Here is a 16,642-nt window from a genome sequence, read left to right on the forward strand (position 1 = left end):
TCCCGGATCAGCGGCGGCGCAGCGCGGTGGAGGCGAGGCGGTAGCCGATCGTGTGCTCGACAAGCCGCTCGACCAGGTCCGCCTTGCGTAGCCCGCCGACACCGCGCAACCCCAGCTCCGCAGCCAGCTCCCGCAGGTCACGAAGCGGCCAGGGGGAGAGATACGCGGTGCCGTCGGCGCGGCTCGCCATCGTCGCCAACTGCTCGACGGCGTCGGTCACGTCGACCCGGCGGGTCATGCCGGCTGCCGGTCGGGCTGGAGATGGTCGAGGAACTCGGTGGCGAGGCGACGCAGTTCGTCGCGGACGGCGGGCACCGTGACGCGGTCGCGCAGGACCACCGGCACGCCGCGCGGGGTGTTCGTCGCGTAGAGGGTGACGTTCTCCCGCAGCGCGGTGGGGAAGACCGGCAGGCCCAGGTTGCGGACCTGGTCCATGTAGCTCTGGTGGGTCGCGATGGGCTGCTGCGACAACAACTGGATCATCGTGAAGACCACGCCGGCAACGCCGGGGGCGACCTTCTGGTGCCGGCGTACGGTGGCGAACCGGCGGGCGTCGGCGTTGTACTGCTCGACCAGTTCCCGCACGTTGCCGTAGAGGTAGTCGATGCCCAGCGTGCTCAGGTAGTCGGCCCTGGCCGGAATGACCAGGTGGTCACTGGCGATGATGGCCGACTGGGTGACCACGTTGAAGTTCGGCGGGCAGTCGATGAGCACCATGTCGTACGGGTCGAGCCCGTCGGCGAGCAGCCCCTCGGCGAGCGAACCACGGACCCGGAACAGTTCGGCGTCGTACTCCTCGCCACCGGCGACGCTGCGGGCCAGGGCCAGGTCGATGTCCACGAGTTGCAGATGCGACGCGATCAGGTCGAGTCGCCCGGTGCCGGTGAGCCTGGCGTTCGCCGCGCCGGGCGACACCACGAGTTCACCGAGCGTGACCGACGGGCTGCCCTCGCGCAGGCCGTCGTACCACCGTTTCACGGTCCGGCTGTCGCGCAGCCGCTCCCGCCAGTCGTCCGGGTCGTAGAAGCCGAAGGTCAGACTTGCCTGCGGGTCGAGGTCGATGAGCAGCACCTTCATCCCCCGGTTGGCCAGTTCGGCACCGAGGTTGGCGGTCACCGTGGTCTTGCCGACCCCACCCTTGTAGTTGATCACGGACACGACGTACATCGACGTACCTCCCCAAGACGACTGACGGTAGCGGGCCGTCCGGCGGAAAGTCGATCATCCCGCGTTTGCACGTAACTACGTAAGTTCGTACTATCGAGCAATGGCGGACGTGGAGGAGCGGCTGGCGGCGTTGGAGGCGCAGGTCGCCGCGCTTGTCGAGCGGATCGGCGGCGCGGAGGATTCGACGCCGCCGCTGGAGGGGGTCTTCTGGGCGCTCGACGGGCTCAAGCAGCGGCTGCCCGCCGACAGTTCCGGGGCCGTGCTCTACACCGGAACGGTCCGCGTCGGCGGGCAGCACTACGACTGGCAGTACGGTCGGGCCGTCGAGGACCTGCTGGCCGACGACTGGGCCGACCTGCCGGCCATTCTGTCCGCCCTGGCCCATCCGGTACGCCTGCGACTGTTGCGCGAGATCCTCGGTGGCCGGCAGGGCACCGCCGAACTGGCCGGCATCGAGGACCTCGGCACTACCGGCCAACTGCACCACCACCTGCGTCAGCTCACCGCCGCCGGCTGGCTGCGCAGTGCCGGCCGAGGCCGGTACGCCATCCCCGCCGAACGGGTGGTGCCGTTGCTGACCATCCTCGCCGCCGCCGGTCGCTGAGCCACCACCAACCGGCCGATGCCGGGTCACTGGCGGCCAGCACGACAGCCGCCCGTCGCCCCGGCAGGAACGGAAGGAGCCCCTCATGCGTAAGACGTCAGTCATCCTCCTGGTTGCCGGGATCGTTGCCGGCCTGGCCGGGCTCGGCCTCATGCCCCGGCAACCCCGGCTGACCACACAGACCACAGGCGACGCCGACCTCGCCGCCGCCGTCCGGGCCGCCGTGGACGACCCCAGCGGCTACCGAGGGCTCGCCGTCGCACTTATCGACGGAGGTCAGATCCGCACCGCCGGCCTCGGTGACCGTGACCGCGCCGGCAACCCGGTCAGGCCGGACACCCCGTTCGAGATCGGCTCGGTGCCCAAGGTGCTCACCGGCATGCTGCTGGCCCACCAGGCTGGCGTCGGCGCCGTACGCCCCGACGACACCCTCGGCGCGACCTGGCCGGCGATCACCGGTACCGCCGGGGAGGTGACCCTTGCCGAACTGGCCAGCCACCGCGCCGGGCTGCCTCGGATCGTGCTCGACTCGGTCACCGACTGGGCTCGCACGACCTGGGCCAACTACGCGGCCGGCAACCCGTACGCCGGCCAGGACGTCGACCGGGTCCGCGCCGCCGCGAACGACCAGACACCAGGCGACGGGCGCGGCGAGGTCAGCTACTCGAACCTCGGCATGGCGGTGCTCGGCCAGGCCATCGCGGCCGATGCCGGAACCGGCTATCCCGAGCTGCTCGACCGAGAACTGCTGACCCCGTTGGGCATGACCGCGACCATCCAGGTCACCAGCGCGGCGGCGCTGCCCGCCGAGCGGGCGGAGGGCACGATCGGTAGTGGCCGCACTCCCGACCCGTGGATCGGCACCGGATACGCCCCCGCCGGCCTGGGCTACTGGTCCACAGTCGAGGATCTCGCGCGACTCGTCGCGGCCACCGCCGCCGGTACCGCACCCGGCGCCGAGGCCCGGGACCCGCGCTTCGACGACACCGACCGCACCCGCATCGGGTACGGCTGGCTCACCACCCGCTACGGCGACCACGAGATCACCTGGCACAACGGCGCCACAGGTGGCTTCTCCTCGTACGTCGGCTTCGACCGGGCCACCGGCCGGGGCGTGGTGGTGCTCGGCAACACCGACATGGGAGTGGAGCCCGTCGGGCTGCGGCTGCTCGGGGTACCCCGCGAGGAGGCCGGCACCGCCTCGCCGGCTCGGCCGACCTGGATCGGAGTCGGAATCGGGCTCCTGTTCACCTTCATCGGTGGCCTGACCCTGATCGGCACCGCGCGTCGCCCCGTGGCGGACCGGCTCACCGTCCTGTCGGGAGGCGTCTGGGCGCTTGTCTACCCGGCCCTGGGCCACCAGCTCGGTGGCTGGTCGGCTGTGCCCGGATGGATCTGGCCGCTCGGGCTGGTGGCCTCCGGCGTCGGGCTGGCCCTGGTCGTACAGCGCTGGCGAACCCTGCCGCTGAACGGTGCGGCCCGGCCGTGGCTGCGGGTGGCGGCGACGGCCGGTTCGCTGGCCGTCGCCATCGCACTGGCCGCCGCGCTGCTCTCCTGAACGCCTGGCCGGCCCCTCCTGCCGCTCCTGGCGATGCGAACCGGGTGGGCCGATGTCGTCGTGCCCGCCCCCGGCGAGCCGGCCGGTTCGCGGCAACCCGTTCAGGCACGTGGTTCGACCAGGCCGTTGTCGTACGCGAAGATGACGGCCTGGATGCGGTCTCGCGCCCCGATCTTGGCCAGGACGCGCCCGACATGCTTCTTCACTGTGGATTCGGTGAGGGTGAAGCGTTCGGCGATCTCGGTGTTGGTGGCGCCCTGTCCGATCGCTTCGAGGACCTCTCGCTCTCGCTCACTGAGCGTGGCGAGGCGAGGGTCCGCACGGACGGTCGACGCCGGTTTCTGGAGGTAGGCATCCATCAGCTTGCGGGTCAGGCTGGGGGCCACCACCGAGTCTCCGCTCGCCACGGCGCGGATGCCGGCGATCAGCTCCTCGGGGCGGGCGTCCTTGAGGAGGAAGCCGCTCGCTCCGGCTCGCAGTCCCGCGTACACGTATTCGTCCAGGTCGAACGTGGTCAGGATCAGCACGCGGGTGCGGGAGCCGGCCGCAGTGATGCGGCGGGTGGCCTCGATGCCGTCCATGCCGGGCATGCGTACGTCCATCAGCACCACGTCGGGCCGGGTCTGCTCGACTTTCCGTACTGCCTCGGTGCCGTTGGCGGCCTCGCCCACCACGCTGACACCGGGGGTGCCGTCGAGGAGCATCTTGAAGCCCATCCGTTGCAGCTGCTGGTCGTCGGCGATCAGGACGGTGGTCATGCAGGCTCCTTGAGGACTACGTCGACGAGCCAGCCGTGCTCGGTCGGGCCGGCGGTCACCACCCCGCTGTACATGGCGGCGCGTTCCCGCATGCCGAGCAGGCCGTGGCTCGGGGCAGCGGGTCCGCCACGGCCGTTGTCGCGTACCCGTACCCGTACCTCTCCACCGGAGGCAGCGAGAGTGACGTCCGCGGTCGCGCCGCTTCCCGCGTGTTTGAGGGTGTTGGTGAGCGCCTCCTGCACGATGCGGTAGACCGCGAGCTGCACGCCTCGGCCGAGGGTGTGCAGCTCGCCCGAGGTCGAGTAGGTGACCGGCAGCCCGGCCGCCCGCACGCTCGGCAGCAGCCGGTCGAGATCGTCGATGCCCGGCTGCGGGCTCAGTTGCGGATCGGTGTCTTCTTCGCGCAGCACGCCCAGCACCCGGCGTAGCTCGGACAGCGCCTGCCGGCCGGTGTCACCGATCAACCGGAGCGGTTCGGCGGACTGCTCAGCCCGCGAGGTCGCGAGCGCGGCACCGCCGTCGGCCAGACCCACGATGACCGAGACGTGATGGCCGACGATGTCGTGCATCTCGCGGGCCACCCGGGCTCGCTCCTCGGCGACGGCGAGGCGGGCCCGCTGATCCCGCTCGACCTCCAGGCGGGCGGCGCGGTCCTCGAGAGCGATGAGGTACGCCCGGCGGGTGCGCACCGCGATGCCGGACGCGACCGCGGCAGCTGAGGTGCCGATCACCAGGAACAGCGTGATGGTGCGGTTCTCCGTGACCGGATTGATCAGATAGATCTGGGCGACCAGCAGCGCGAGGGTGATCCCCGAGGCCCAGGCCAGCGCCCGCCACGAACCTCTGGAGGCCACGCCGAACAGCATCACGAGCAGGATCACTCCGGCACCGACACCGACGCCCAGCAGTCCCTCTGTCAGATCGATGGCCGCGGTGACCAGGAACGCCGGGAACGGGTACCGCCGTCGCCAGTACAGCGGCGGTAGCAGAGCCAGGGTCGCGATCGTCGCCGAGAGGGGATTCTCGATGATGTTGGGGATGCTGAAGAGCACGATCGGGACGGCCACCAGGGTGTCCATCACCCACGGGCGGCGACGGTCGAAGGCTCGTAACCGTGCCTGTCGGTCCACCAGCCACCCCTGGCTACTCATCACCGGATTCTCCCTCTACCCGCTCACGCGTCGGTCGTCTTCAGCCGGTACGCCGTCGCGGCGAGCGTCACGACCACGTACCCGGCGAAGACCGCGAGGCCGGTCCACGGGGCCAGGGTGGCGTCGGAGTGGGTAAGCGTCATCACGGCGCTGCCGGCGTTGCTGGGCAGGTACGGGGTGATGGCCTCGGAGATCGAGTCCGGCAGCAGAGCGGCCAGCCCGGGCACGATCAGCAGCAGGCCGGCCAGGATCGCGATGGCGCCGGCGCTGGAGCGGACGAGCATGCCGAGCGCGACCCCGAGCACCGCGACCAGGCCGAGATAGAGGCCAGCGCCGAGCAGTGCCCGCAGCACGCCGTCGTCGCCGAGGTCCAGAGCACCGATCTCGGCGTTGAGCACGGCCGACCCCGCCACGAAAGCGGCGAAGGCGCCGGCTGTCATCGTGACGAAGGCGGCCGACCCCGCCACGAGGCTCTTCGACCAGAGCACCGGCAACCGGCGCGGCACCGTGGCGAGGGTCGCCCGGATCATGCCTGTGGTGTATTCGCCGGCGCCCAGCAGCGCGCCGAGCACGCCGACGGACAGCGCGGCCAGGGCGCTGCCGGACAGGGCCAGGTCGATCGAGGTCAGGTTGTCGCCCGAGAAGGAAGCCGAGGCGATCATGCCGAAGGCGATCAGGAGGAAGACGGATATGCCGGTCGTGATCCAGGTGGAGCGCAGCGAGGAGAACTTGGTCCATTCGGCGGCGACGACGCCACCAGGAGTGATCTTCATCGGGAGGCCTCGTATTCGACAGCGTCGCGGGTCAGGTCCATGAACGCCTCTTCGAGTGAGGCGTTCTGCGGGGTCAGTTCGAACAGCGGGATGCCGCGGGCGGCCGCGGCCAGCCCGATCACGCGGGCGGAGGCGCCGGCGACGAGCAGTTCCTCCGCACCGGTCGAGGTGACCGTGACACCCGGGCCGGCAATCGTCGTGCGCAGGGCGTCAGGGGCGGGAGTGACGACCCGGACACCCTCGGCCGCCACGAAGTCGGCAACGGTGGTGTCGGCCAGCAGCCTGCCCCGGCCCACGATGACCAGATGGTCCGCGATCAGCGACACCTCGCTCATCAGGTGCGAGGACAACATCACGGTGCGGCCCTCGGCGGCCAGACCGGTGAGCAGCTTGCGCACCCAGAGGACCCCCTCCGGGTCGAGACCGTTGACCGGCTCGTCGAGCATCACCACGGCCGGGTCACCGAGCAGGGCGGCGGCGATGCCGAGCCGCTGGCCCATGCCGAGGGAGAAAGCGCCGACCCGCTTGTGGGCGACGGCCGAGAGACCGGCCAGGCCGAGCACCTCATCGACGCGCGAGCGCGGGATGCCGTGCGTACGGGCCAGGGACAGCAGGTGGCTGACCGCCGTCCGGCCGGGGTGCGCGGCCTTGGCTTCGAGCAGCACGCCGATCTCGCGCAGCGGCGCCTTCGACGACGCGTACGGCTTACCGTTGACCAGCACGTCGCCGGAGCTCGGCGCGTCGAGGCCGACCACCATCCGCATGGTCGTCGACTTGCCGGCCCCGTTGGGGCCGAGGAAGCCGGTGACCTGTCCGGGCTTCGCGGTGAACGACAGGCGGTCGACGACCGTCTTCGCGCCGTACCGCTTGGTTACTTCACGTATCTGAATCATGGTCGCAACGCTAGGTGCGCCAAGCGTCAGGTTCGTGGTACCGCAGTCGACACTTTCCGGCCGACAGTGGTACTCCGGTACCACCGGCAGGCCGGCACGGACACTGCCGGCCGGGTCAGTCGGGCAGTGCGGCGCGGCGGGTGAGCCGGACGTGCTGTCGCTTGCTGTCGTCGCGGACCACCACCCCGTAGCGGGCCAGCTCGGCGCGCAACTCCCTGGCCTCGCCGCCCCGGTCGTGCGTCAGCGCCTCCCGTCGGGCCCGCAGCAGCGCGTCCGCTCCCGCCGGCAGGCCGGGCAGGTCGGGCACCCAGAGCCGGTACGCCTCGCGGTGCGGGTCCGTCTCCGTCCACGGCCAACCGTGCTCCCGGAAGGCTTCGGCCAGTTCCTTGGCCGGTAGGTCGTTGGTCTGCCGGGCCAGCTCGGCGTCGTCCGCGTCGAGCAGCACCAGGTGCTTGCCGTCCAGGTAGACCGCTCGGGTGTCGCGCCGTTCGATCTCCCGTTCGGCGCTGCCCTCGCGCAGCCGCACGCCGGTGCCGGACACTGTCACGCGTACCCGCTCGGCGGTGCCGATGGCGGCGATCACCAGCCCGACCAGGATGCCCACCCCCACCCCACCGGGTAGCGCGTACCTGTCCGGCAGGCCGTCGACCGCTCGGAACAGGCCCTGCACCGGAGCCCAGGGCAGGTCGGCGACCCAGCCCGCCCCGGCCACCAGCAACCCACCGAGCGCGCCGCCCACCAGCGGAATGCCGACCCAGAGCACGACAAGTTCGGTGCTGCCACCGCTGACCACCGTCGGCGACCCGTACGCCCTCACGCCACCTCCCGCCGCATGGTGCGGACCATACCGGCGACCACCGGCACGACCAACCAGAGCAGCAGTGACACCACCAGTCGCTGCCACTGCCCGGCGGTCACCTCGGCCGTGAACAGCGGCTCCATGGTCCGCCCGGTGTCCAGCCACTCGGCCGCGCGGTTCAGCGGCCGGACCAGTTCCCCGACGATCGACCAGATGATCGGCAGTACCAGGTAGCTCACGATGGCCAACGGAGTGTTCAACAGCAGCAGCCCGAACCCGGCGCCCATCAGCACGCTCGCCACCTGGAACACCACGGCGTGCGCCACCAGGGCCGCCTCGATCCGCCAGGTGCCCGCGCCACCCGTGGCACCGGCGATCGCGGTGCCGACGGCGGCGAACGCCAGGCTGCTCAGCACCGCCCCGAGCGCCGCCAGCACCACCGCGACGAGTTTGGCGGTGATCACCCGTTCCCGCCGCGGCACCAGGGCGAACGTGGTGAGTGCGGTGCGCTGGGACCACTCACTGGTGATCGACAGGATGCCGAGCACCGGAAGGAGCACCCCGATCGGCAGCAGGGCGGTGGTGAAGAAGATCGTGAAGTTCTGTTCCGGCGCTTCGGCGTACACCAGGAGGAGCAAGACGATCACGGCGCTGATCAGGCCGATGGTGATCAGCAACCAGCGGCCGGCCCGGGTGTCGACGAGCTTGCGCAGCTCCACGGCGGTCAGCCGGGCCAGCGACGGTAGGTGTTCGCTCGGGCGGTGACCCGGGGTGACCTCTGGTGCGGTGCTGACTGTGGTCATCGGACGACCTCCCCGGTCGGTTCGGCGCTGGTGGTGGAGTGCGTGACAGGGCCCGGTGCGGTGGCGGTCAGGGTGAGGAACAGTTGTTCCAGGCCGCCGCCGCCGGCCGGACGTAGCTCGCTGAGAGCCACCCCGGCGGTCCGGGCGACCTCGCCGACCGCGTCGGTGTCGGCACCGACAAGCAGGCCCTCGGAGCCCTCGCTCACCGTCAGGCCGGCCCGCTGCAACGCGGCCCGCAGCGCCGCACCGTCGCGGGCCCGCACCACAGTGCCGGCACCGGCCAGCAGTTCGTCCTTGCCGCCCTGGGCCACGATCCGGCCGCCCCCGATGACCACCAGCCGGTCCGCGACCGCCTCCACCTCGCGCAGCAGGTGGGAGGAGAGCAGCACGGTGCCGCCCCGGTCGGCGAAGTCCCGGAGCAGGCCACGCATCCAGAAGATGCCTTCCGGGTCCAGGCCGTTGGCCGGCTCGTCCAGGACCAGCACCCGGGGATCACCCAGCAGCGCGTGTGCCAGGCCGAGCCGCTGACGCATGCCCAGCGAGTACGCCCGCACCCGCCGCCGGGCCGCCGCCGGGCCCAGCCCCACCCGGTCGAGCACCTCACCCACCCGACGCCGATCGACACCCATCGTGGCCGCGGCTACGGTCAGCGCCTCCCGGCCGGTCCGCCCGGCGTGCTGGGCGGAGGCGTCCAGGAGCACCCCGACGATCCGGCCCGGGTTGGGCAGGTGCCGGTACGGGCGACCGTCGACTGTCGCCGTACCGGAGGTCGGCGGGGTGAGCCCGCAGATCATTCGCATCGTGGTGGACTTGCCGGCCCCGTTGGGCCCCAGGAAACCGGTGACGGTGCCCGGCTCGCAGTGGAACGACACGTCCTCCACGGCGGTGTGCCGTCCGTACCGTCTGGTGAGCTGATGTACGGCGATCATGGCTGCCAGCGTGTCCGAGCCGGCCGGCCGTCCGCAGCGGCCATCGGGCTGGCCCCGCACCGACAAAGGTCGACGCCGAGGTCTCGACTTTGGTAGCTGGTCCGGTGCCCGATGGGCTGCCTACCATTGCGCCTGTGACCAGCGCCGTCGTCCTCGATCACCCGGGTCTGCTGCCCGGGGCGCTGGGCCCTGGGGTGGGCCGCCGGTCCCGGCGTACCACCCGCGACTGGCTCGTCGACTCTTTCGTGTTCCTGGCCTCCCTGGCCTGGGTGGTGCTGGCCAGCTTCGACGCCGCCGTCCCGAGCCCGGCGCTCGCCGAACGGCTGCCCCACGACTGGATGGTCGTCGCGGACGCGTACCTCGGCCTGGCCTGTACGGCGGCGCTCTGGTTGCGGCGTCGCTGGCCGGTGGGGGTGGCAGTGGTGACGCTGCCGTTGGGGCTGTTCTCGATGGCGTCCGTCGCCCCGCTGTTGATCATCTTTTTCACCGTGGTGGTGAACCGCCGGACGGCTGTCGCCCTGGCCGTCACCGCCGGCGGTCTGTTCACGAACCTATTCTTCGCCCTGCTGCGTCCCGAACCCGGCAGCCCGTACTGGGTCTCCACCCTCTGGGGTGTGGTGATCACCCTGCTGGTGCTGGCCTGGGGGATGTTCGTGCGGGCGCGCCGGCAACTGGTGCTGTCGTTGCGCGAGCGCGCCGAACGGGCCGAGGCCGAGCAGCAGCTACGCGTCGCCCAGGCCCGGCAGTTGGAGCGCACCCGCATCGCCCGGGAGATGCACGACGTGCTCGCCCACCGAATCTCGCTGCTCAGCCTGCACGCCGGGGCGCTGGAGTTCCGCCCCGACGCGCCCGCCCAGGAGGTGGCCCGGGCGGCCGGGGTGATCCGGGGCAGCGCGCACGCCGCCCTCCAGGACCTGCGCGAGGTGATCGGCGTACTGCGCGCCGAGACCTCGCTCTCCGACGACCCGGAACGCCCCCAGCCGACCCTCGACGACCTGCCCGCCCTGATCGCCGAGTCCCAGGCGGCCGGGATCCGGGTCGACCTGCGGCAGCAGGTCTCCGCGCCGGACCGGCTGCCGGTGGCCGTGGGGCGCAGCGTGTACCGCATCGTGCAGGAGGGGCTGACGAACGCCCGCAAGCACGCCTACGGCGCCGCCGTCACCGTCGGCCTCAGCGGGGCGCCGGGGGACGGGCTACGGGTGGAGATCCGCAACCGTAGGCCGGTGGGTGAGCTGCCCGGCACGGGCATCCCGGGTTCCGGTACCGGCCTCGTCGGCATCGCCGAACGGGTGAGCCTCGCCGGTGGCCGGTTGGAGCACGGCTGCGACGAGCGGGGCGACTTCCGGCTGGCCGCGTGGCTGCCGTGGCCAGCGACATGACCGACCCGGCGGGCGAGGATCGTCCGGTACGGATCCTGATCGTGGACGACGACGCGCTGGTCCGCGCCGGGCTGTCGATGATCCTCGGCGGTACGCCCGACCTGAGGGTGGTGGGCGAGGCGGCGGACGGCACCGAGGTCGTCCAGGCCGTGGCCGCGTGCCGGCCGGACGTGGTGCTGATGGACATCCGGATGCCCCGGCTGGACGGGCTGGCCGCCACCGAGGCGCTGCGTGCGCTGCCCCAGCCGCCGGAGGTGCTGGTGCTCACCACCTTCGACGCCGACGAGCACGTGCTGCGGGCGCTGCGGGCCGGTGCCGGCGGGTTCCTGCTGAAGGACACCCCACCTGTGGAGATCGTGCGGGCGGTGCGGCGGGTGGCGGCCGGCGAGGCGACCCTGTCGCCGACCGTCACCCGGACCCTCATCGAGCACGTCACGGCGGGGCCGGCGGCCGACCCACGTCGGGAACGGGCCGCGCGGCTGATCGGCAACCTCACCGAGCGGGAACGGGCGGTCGCGGTCGCCCTGGGTATGGGTCGTACCAACGCCGAGATCGCCGCCGAGCTGTACATGAGCGTGGCCACCGTCAAGGCGTACGTCTCGCGACTGCTGACCCGGCTCGGACTCAACAACCGGGTGCAGGTGGCCCTGCTCGTACACGACGCCGGACTGGTCTGAAACCGTTTGAACCATCCCGCTTCGACGGCCGTACCACTGCCCGAGGTGCGGTGCTCAAGCGCACCGCTACCGGAGCTGCGGGAGGTCTGCCGTGCGAGTTGATGAGCAGTCGACGGATCCCATCGATCAGATTCTGGGCGAGTTGCCGGTCCCGACGCCGTTGACACCTGAGGACGTCCGGCTGGCCGTCCGGGCGGTGGTCGTGCACGCGGCCGAGGAGTGGCCGTCCGGGGCGCTGTGCCGCAACGACGGCGCCCGGTTCCCCTGCCGGCTGCATCGGTGGGGTCGGCAGGTACTGCTGAACCACGGGCTCAACGAGCGACAGCTCGACGCCCTGATCCGGCACGGCAATCCGTTCGTGCACGTGCCGTTCCCGTTCCTGATCAACGGGCCGTCGGCGGGACGTACCCCCGCCGCACGTCCGGCGGGCACCGACCGTGCCGCCGGATACCCGTCGCGGTCCGCCGGTCTTCCGGTACGACCCGACCGCGCTGCCGGTTACCCGGGTCGTGGACCGGCACCCCGGGTGGCCGCCCCGGCAGCGCGTACCGGGGTCCGGGCACCCGGCTCCGGCCGGCCGGTGGCACCCCCCGCCACCGCGCCGCGCTGGCCGCGGGCGAGCTGAGAGGGGCTCGCCCGCCGGCGGTACGACGCCGGCCCGGAGCGCGCGGTCATTCCCCGCCCGCGCCCGGGCCGGCGTCGCGATGAGCCGTGCGCTCAGCGGTTCCCGGCCGGGATTCCGCAGCTGGGCGCCGCCCAGTAGGTGTTGTTCGCACTGCGGTCCTGGTTGTTCTCCCGCCGCGAGTCCACGTGGACGTGGCTGTTGTGGCCGGAGACGCCGGGCCCGATGATGCCGCTGAAGCCGTGGTTACGTGCCTGGCGGGCGATCTGGCACAGCGACTTGTCGTTCGAGATGAGGTCGGCCGCGTTGCCGTAGAGGTGCTGGCTGTCCGACGCACCGCCGACCCGGCTGTTGCAGTTGCGGCTACGGAACCCGCTCGTCACGATCAACGGGTCGTCGCCGAGGCTCTTGCGCAGTGCCTCCAGCTTCCACATGGTGCGTAGCGCGTTCTGGCGGGTCTGCGTGGTGCTCAGCGGGCCGCCGTCCCAGCCGCTGCCGCCGCAGCCGTCGTCCATCTCGCGGTAGGCGAAGTGCCGGGGCGTGCAGTTGTTGTCCTGGATCTGGTACAGCTTCCGGAAGGTCTGGGGGCCGGCGACCCCGTCGACTTTGATGCCGTACGCGGCCTGGAAGCGACGAACCGCGGCTGCGGTCTTCGGACCGTACCGCCCGTCGAGTTCCACGACGTTGTTGTTGCCGGCCCAGCCGGCTATCCGTAGTTGCAACTCACGCACGTCGCTGCCGGAGCGCCCCTGGTAGAGGTTGCGGTTCCAGGTGTAGCAGCCGTCGGCATGGGCCGCTGGCGCGGCGACCACCGAGGCGATCGCGGCGCCCGGCAGCGCCAGGGCGAGGGCGACGGCTGCCCGTTTCAAGGTGTGTACGCGCACAGAAGTCCTCCCGATAGGAGAGCGGATGGGGTGGCATCCGGGACTTCGACCGGGCCGTCCCGTGGATCCACCCTCGCACCCGAGCAGCCGATTGGAGGCGATTAACGAGAATTGTCCTCACAATTCGCCGTACCTGAGCATTGCCTGGGAATTAGGACTGTTTGCGAATCGGGCAATCGGCGGTTCGGCGGCGTAGAGAAGCCATTTCGGCGCGGAAAGTCGCAACCTGTGACACGGAGGGTGATGTTCTCCGGCTTGGCCGGCCCGGTAACGTCACTCGGGCGACGACGGGGAGGTGGGCGTGGCTCGCGGTGGCATCTTCTGTGTCGAGGGTCAGTGGCACCGGGATCTCAACGAGCGCGGATCCGTGCTGCCCACCCTGGAACTGCTCGAACGGCTGGGCAAGGTTCGCTTCATCCACAAGGACGCGGCCACCCGTGACGAACTCTTCTACTTCATCGACCGTTGGCTGCTGAAGCAGTACGCCGACCACCGCCTCGGCTTCTTCGCCATGCACGGCGAACCGAATCGGCTGTGCCTCACCGACTGGCACTCGGTGGAACTCACCGAGGTGGCCGAGTTGATGGCCGGGCGCTGCGAGGGGCGACGCCTCTACTTCGGCAGTTGTTCGGTGCTGCGCGCCCCCGAGTCGGTGCTGCGGGAGTTCCTCGACGTCACAGGTGCCGCGTTGATCTGTGGCTTCACCCGCGAGGTGGACTGGGTCGAGTCGGCGGCGTTCGAGACCGTGCTGCTCGACGTGCTCGCCAACGGCCGCCGGCACAACGCCGCCGAGCTGCGGATGGGCTCGGCGCACTGGGCGCCGCTCGCGTCGTACCTGGGTTTCCGGATCATCTACGCCAACGGTCGGGCCTGGCGACCGTCGCTGCGCCCCCGCGTACCCAGCCAGCCGTCCGCCGGCCAGCACGCCTGAGAGCTGATACAAACGAGCGATGTCACCCACGATCGCTCGTAACACCCGGGTGGACCGGGACGAACTTCTCGACTTCCTCCGCCACCGGCACCGGGTGGTGCTGATGACCACCCGCGCCGACGGCCGGCCGCAGTCCTCACCCGTCACCGCCGGGGTGGACGCCGACGGGCGGCTGGTGGTCTCCAGCTATCCGGAGCGCGCCAAGGTCGCCAACATCCGCCGCGACCCACAGGTGTCGGCCTGTGTGCTCTCCGACGACTGGAACGGCCCGTGGGTGCAGATCGACGGGCACGCCGAGGTGCTCGACCTGCCCGAAGCCCTCGAACCACTTGTGGAGTACTTCCGGGCCATCTCCGGTGAGCACCCGGACTGGGACGAGTACCGGCAGGCGATGCGGCGACAGGGCAAGTCGTTGATCAGGGTCACCATCACCGGGTGGGGGCCGATCGCGACAGGCGGCTTCCCGGCCCGGCTGGCCGACTGACGCGGGCGGGGCGCGACGAACTGCCGCGCCCCGCCCCGGGTCAGCGTCGGGCTGTCGCGTACGTGGCGCAGCCGATCAGTTCCATCGACACCTGGAGCCGCTCCAGGCTGATGTTCTTGGCGATGGTGTCCTCCGGGCTGTGGTAGGGCGGTTCCAGCAGCGCCGGTGACTCCTCACCCCGCCAGGAGAAGTTCGCGCTGGCGATGCCGACCTCCTGGAACGACTGGTGGTCGCTGGCACCGCGCTGGGTGACAGGCGAGATCTGCGGTTCGTAGCCGAGCCGCCGGGCGGCGCCGGCCACCTCGTCGGTGGCCCTGTTGCTCTCGCCGGTGAACGACAACAGCCAGTACCGGGTCGCCGGATCCCAGCTGGTGGCGACCATGTCGTTCTGGTAGACGGCGAGGATCCGGTCCCGCTCGGGCTGGGGAAGCTGGGCCACGTAGTAGCGGGAACCGATGAGCCCCTGCTCCTCCGACCCCCAGAGGGCGAACCGCAGCGTGGCGTTCATCGGCACCGCCTTCAGGACCCGGGCCAGTTCCAGGCAGAGCACGGTGCCCGAGCCGTCGTCGTTGGCGCCCGGCGCGCCGATGACCGAGTCGTAGTGGGCGCTGACCATGACGACCGGACCGTCGCTGCCCGCCCGGCCGCGTCGCTCAGCCAGCACGTTGTGCGAGGTCAGCCCCCGGTGGGCGGTGGTGGTGATGGTCAGGGTGAGCGGACCGGCGGCGAGCAGCGCCCGGAGCCGGTGCTTCTGCGCCTGGGCCACCCCGACGACCGGGATGGGCAGCGGCGCGGCGGCGGAACCGGGCAGCGTGGGGGAGAACGCCGATGCCCGGCGCGGCTCCACCAGGTCGGCCGGGAGGAAGACCACAGCCGCCGCGCCAGCCGCCACGGCGGTCGCGGCGAGCTGCTCGCGCTGGGCCGCGACATAGTCGACGAGCACGATCCGGCCGGTGACGTCGGCCGGGTAGTCGCCGGGCGTACCCGCGCCGACATCGACCACCGGGGCGGTGACCCTGGTGTCCAGGGCGGCCTGCCCGCTCGCCCCGGCCTGCCAGTTCAGGTCCCGGGGCAGCCGGGACGGCGAGCTGAGCTGGGCGAGGAACTTGTCGGCCACCGGGAAGGGTTGCAGGGTGGTGTCGTAGCGCAGCTTGTCGAGCTGGCCGGCGATGTAGTGCGCCGCCCGCCGCTCCGAGTCGGTGCCGCCGATGCGGGGGCCGATGTCCTCGGAGAGCACCTTCAGGTGGTGCAGGGCGCGCCGCGCCGACAGCTGCGCCACGACGACCCGGTCCTGCGGGGTGAGGGCCGGGGGCCGGTGGGTGCCCGGGCGCTGGCCGTCGGCCGCCCAGGTGGGGGCGGGCAGCGCCACGGTGGCGGCGCCACCGAGGGCGACGGTCAGCATCCGTCGCCTGTTGAGCGATCCTGATCCGGTGGAGCGGGACGATTCGTGCGGGGATGTCACGGTGTCGTCGAGCGAAGCCAAGACGGCGCCCTCCTGATTCGAGGTCCGACCCGCGCGTCAGGGGTGTGACGCCCGGATCACAGAGACTCGAATCTATCCGGTGAGCTGCCGCTGCTCAAGATCAGAGATCAGTACCCGGCGGTGAAACGCATGTTCCGGAAGCGCCCGTGCTCGATCTCGTCGACCACCGCGACCGCCAGATCCTCGTAGCTCAGCACGCTGCGGCCCTGCGCGTCGGTAACCGGCTGGTCGGTGCCGGTGCGGTATCGGCCGGTGCGCTCGCCCGGGTGGAACTCCAGTGGCGGCGGCGAAAGGTAGGTCCAGGTCACCCCGTCGGCCGAGGAGCGGTAGACATCCAGGGCCTCCGCCTGCCCCAGCGCGGAATCGCGGTACTCGTCGGGGAAGTCCGGGTCGTCCAGCAGTCGGGTACCCGCCGAGGTGAGCAGGGTGGCACCGCCGCCCACGTGGATCACCCGGGGCGCGGCCGGCATCCCGCGCAACGCGTCGAGCACGGCCCGGGCCGCGTCGGACCAGAGCGTACGGCCGCCGCCGCCGATCGCCAGCACCAGCGCGTCCGCCTCCGGCGCCAGCTCCCGCACGCTGCGCTCACTTGTCGCGTCCCCGGTCACCACCCGGATCCCGGCCGGCAGGTACGGCGTGTCCGCCTCGGGGCGACGTACCGCGGCCACCACCCGGTGCCCACGGTTGAACGCCTCCCTGGCGATCCGGGAACCCGCGGTGCCGCCCGCACCGAACACGACGACATCA

19 protein-coding genes are annotated in these 16,642 nt (G+C 71.5%); 7 read left to right on the top strand and 12 right to left on the bottom strand.

Annotation, left to right across the window (positions count from 1 at the left end):
• Positions 1-7 precede the first annotated feature (7 nt).
• On the bottom strand, positions 8-238 hold the full coding sequence (locus tag Van01_RS00445; RefSeq protein ID WP_203997657.1) for a Rho termination factor N-terminal domain-containing protein: 231 nt from the start codon (positions 236-238) through the stop codon (positions 8-10).
• Complete coding sequence (locus Van01_RS00450; protein ID WP_203997659.1) at positions 235-1,167, bottom strand: ParA family protein; 933 nt, start codon at positions 1,165-1,167, stop codon at positions 235-237. The genes Van01_RS00445 and Van01_RS00450 overlap by 4 nt, the downstream gene beginning before the upstream one ends.
• 100 nt (positions 1,168-1,267) lie before the next feature.
• Here Van01_RS00450 and Van01_RS00455 point away from each other — a divergent pair, with 100 nt between their 5' ends.
• Positions 1,268-1,771 (top strand): ArsR/SmtB family transcription factor, encoded by a 504-nt coding sequence (locus Van01_RS00455; RefSeq protein ID WP_203997663.1) that lies wholly within the window; start codon positions 1,268-1,270, stop codon positions 1,769-1,771.
• Positions 1,772-1,856: 85 nt separating this feature from the next.
• The gene (locus Van01_RS00460; RefSeq protein WP_203997665.1) at positions 1,857-3,329 is read left to right on the top strand and encodes a serine hydrolase domain-containing protein; all 1,473 of its coding nucleotides are present in this window, start codon (positions 1,857-1,859) and stop codon (positions 3,327-3,329) included.
• A 101-nt stretch (positions 3,330-3,430) separates the two neighbouring features.
• Here Van01_RS00460 and Van01_RS00465 read toward each other — a convergent pair whose 3' ends face one another.
• The 7 genes from Van01_RS00465 to Van01_RS00495 all read right to left on the bottom strand — a co-directional run bounded on the left by Van01_RS00465 (position 3,431) and on the right by Van01_RS00495 (position 9,435).
• Entirely contained in the window at positions 3,431-4,087 is a 657-nt protein-coding gene (locus Van01_RS00465) for a response regulator (protein ID WP_203997668.1), read from the bottom strand.
• On the bottom strand, positions 4,084-5,238 hold the full coding sequence (locus tag Van01_RS00470; protein WP_203997671.1) for a sensor histidine kinase: 1,155 nt from the start codon (positions 5,236-5,238) through the stop codon (positions 4,084-4,086). The genes Van01_RS00465 and Van01_RS00470 overlap by 4 nt, the downstream gene beginning before the upstream one ends.
• Before the next feature lie 23 nt (positions 5,239-5,261).
• Positions 5,262-6,011, bottom strand: a complete 750-nt coding sequence (locus tag Van01_RS00475) for an ABC transporter permease (protein ID WP_203997674.1) — start codon at positions 6,009-6,011, stop codon at positions 5,262-5,264.
• A complete protein-coding gene (locus Van01_RS00480) occupies positions 6,008-6,904 on the bottom strand; it encodes an ABC transporter ATP-binding protein (RefSeq protein WP_203997677.1) in 897 nt (298 codons plus the stop codon). Before Van01_RS00480 ends, Van01_RS00475 begins: the two co-directional genes overlap by 4 nt.
• 115 nt (positions 6,905-7,019) lie before the next feature.
• Positions 7,020-7,721: a YqeB family protein gene (locus Van01_RS00485; RefSeq protein WP_203997680.1), complete on the bottom strand. Its 702-nt coding sequence runs from the start codon at positions 7,719-7,721 to the stop codon at positions 7,020-7,022.
• Positions 7,718-8,506, bottom strand: a complete 789-nt coding sequence (locus Van01_RS00490) for an ABC transporter permease subunit (RefSeq protein WP_203997683.1) — start codon at positions 8,504-8,506, stop codon at positions 7,718-7,720. The genes Van01_RS00485 and Van01_RS00490 overlap by 4 nt, the downstream gene beginning before the upstream one ends.
• Entirely contained in the window at positions 8,503-9,435 is a 933-nt protein-coding gene (locus Van01_RS00495) for an ABC transporter ATP-binding protein (protein WP_203997688.1), read from the bottom strand. Before Van01_RS00495 ends, Van01_RS00490 begins: the two co-directional genes overlap by 4 nt.
• A 134-nt stretch (positions 9,436-9,569) precedes the next feature.
• Between Van01_RS00495 and Van01_RS00500 the strand changes: the two genes are divergently transcribed.
• The 3 genes from Van01_RS00500 (at position 9,570) to Van01_RS00510 (ending at position 12,116) form a co-directional block, all read left to right on the top strand.
• On the top strand, positions 9,570-10,814 hold the full coding sequence (locus tag Van01_RS00500; protein WP_203997691.1) for a sensor histidine kinase: 1,245 nt from the start codon (positions 9,570-9,572) through the stop codon (positions 10,812-10,814).
• Positions 10,811-11,491 carry a response regulator gene (locus Van01_RS00505; RefSeq protein WP_373306188.1) on the top strand — a complete coding sequence of 227 codons (681 nt, stop codon included), beginning with the start codon at positions 10,811-10,813 and terminating at the stop codon, positions 11,489-11,491. The genes Van01_RS00500 and Van01_RS00505 overlap by 4 nt, the downstream gene beginning before the upstream one ends.
• 91 nt (positions 11,492-11,582) lie before the next feature.
• The gene (locus Van01_RS00510) at positions 11,583-12,116 is read left to right on the top strand and encodes a hypothetical protein (RefSeq protein ID WP_203997697.1); all 534 of its coding nucleotides are present in this window, start codon (positions 11,583-11,585) and stop codon (positions 12,114-12,116) included.
• A 92-nt stretch (positions 12,117-12,208) separates the two neighbouring features.
• On the opposite strand, the gene Van01_RS00515 is transcribed toward Van01_RS00510, so the two are convergent.
• Positions 12,209-12,997 carry a D-Ala-D-Ala carboxypeptidase family metallohydrolase gene (locus tag Van01_RS00515; RefSeq protein WP_203997700.1) on the bottom strand — a complete coding sequence of 263 codons (789 nt, stop codon included), beginning with the start codon at positions 12,995-12,997 and terminating at the stop codon, positions 12,209-12,211.
• Between the two features lie 301 nt (positions 12,998-13,298).
• Here Van01_RS00515 and Van01_RS00520 point away from each other — a divergent pair, with 301 nt between their 5' ends.
• Entirely contained in the window at positions 13,299-13,928 is a 630-nt protein-coding gene (locus tag Van01_RS00520; RefSeq protein WP_099852162.1) for a DUF6642 family protein, read from the top strand.
• Between the two features lie 19 nt (positions 13,929-13,947).
• Positions 13,948-14,412 (top strand): PPOX class F420-dependent oxidoreductase, encoded by a 465-nt coding sequence (locus tag Van01_RS00525; protein WP_203997703.1) that lies wholly within the window; start codon positions 13,948-13,950, stop codon positions 14,410-14,412.
• Positions 14,413-14,452: 40 nt separating this feature from the next.
• Here the strand turns inward: Van01_RS00525 and Van01_RS00530 are convergent, their stop codons facing one another.
• Together Van01_RS00530 and Van01_RS00535 are read right to left on the bottom strand one after the other, a co-directional pair.
• Entirely contained in the window at positions 14,453-15,814 is a 1,362-nt protein-coding gene (locus Van01_RS00530; protein WP_239098792.1) for a M20/M25/M40 family metallo-hydrolase, read from the bottom strand.
• A 188-nt stretch (positions 15,815-16,002) separates the two neighbouring features.
• Positions 16,003-16,642: NAD(P)-dependent oxidoreductase (locus tag Van01_RS00535; RefSeq protein WP_203997706.1), on the bottom strand; the 640-nt coding region annotated here is incomplete at its 5' end.

The sequence above is a fragment of the Micromonospora andamanensis genome, assembly GCF_016863495.1.
Classification (GTDB): domain Bacteria; phylum Actinomycetota; class Actinomycetes; order Mycobacteriales; family Micromonosporaceae; genus Micromonospora; species Micromonospora andamanensis.

Coding starts and splice junctions, on each gene's coding strand:
- Van01_RS00445 (WP_203997657.1), bottom strand. CDS start 238: ATGACCCGCCGGGTCGACGTGACCGACGCCGTCGAGCAGTTGGCGACG.
- Van01_RS00450 (WP_203997659.1), bottom strand. CDS start 1,167: ATGTACGTCGTGTCCGTGATCAACTACAAGGGTGGGGTCGGCAAGACC.
- Van01_RS00455 (WP_203997663.1), top strand. CDS start 1,268: ATGGCGGACGTGGAGGAGCGGCTGGCGGCGTTGGAGGCGCAGGTCGCC.
- Van01_RS00460 (WP_203997665.1), top strand. CDS start 1,857: ATGCGTAAGACGTCAGTCATCCTCCTGGTTGCCGGGATCGTTGCCGGC.
- Van01_RS00465 (WP_203997668.1), bottom strand. CDS start 4,087: ATGACCACCGTCCTGATCGCCGACGACCAGCAGCTGCAACGGATGGGC.
- Van01_RS00470 (WP_203997671.1), bottom strand. CDS start 5,238: ATGAGTAGCCAGGGGTGGCTGGTGGACCGACAGGCACGGTTACGAGCC.
- Van01_RS00475 (WP_203997674.1), bottom strand. CDS start 6,011: ATGAAGATCACTCCTGGTGGCGTCGTCGCCGCCGAATGGACCAAGTTC.
- Van01_RS00480 (WP_203997677.1), bottom strand. CDS start 6,904: ATGATTCAGATACGTGAAGTAACCAAGCGGTACGGCGCGAAGACGGTC.
- Van01_RS00490 (WP_203997683.1), bottom strand. CDS start 8,506: ATGACCACAGTCAGCACCGCACCAGAGGTCACCCCGGGTCACCGCCCG.
- Van01_RS00495 (WP_203997688.1), bottom strand. CDS start 9,435: ATGATCGCCGTACATCAGCTCACCAGACGGTACGGACGGCACACCGCC.
- Van01_RS00505 (WP_373306188.1), top strand. CDS start 10,811: ATGACCGACCCGGCGGGCGAGGATCGTCCGGTACGGATCCTGATCGTG.
- Van01_RS00525 (WP_203997703.1), top strand. CDS start 13,948: ATGTCACCCACGATCGCTCGTAACACCCGGGTGGACCGGGACGAACTT.
- Van01_RS00530 (WP_239098792.1), bottom strand. CDS start 15,814: ATGCTGACCGTCGCCCTCGGTGGCGCCGCCACCGTGGCGCTGCCCGCC.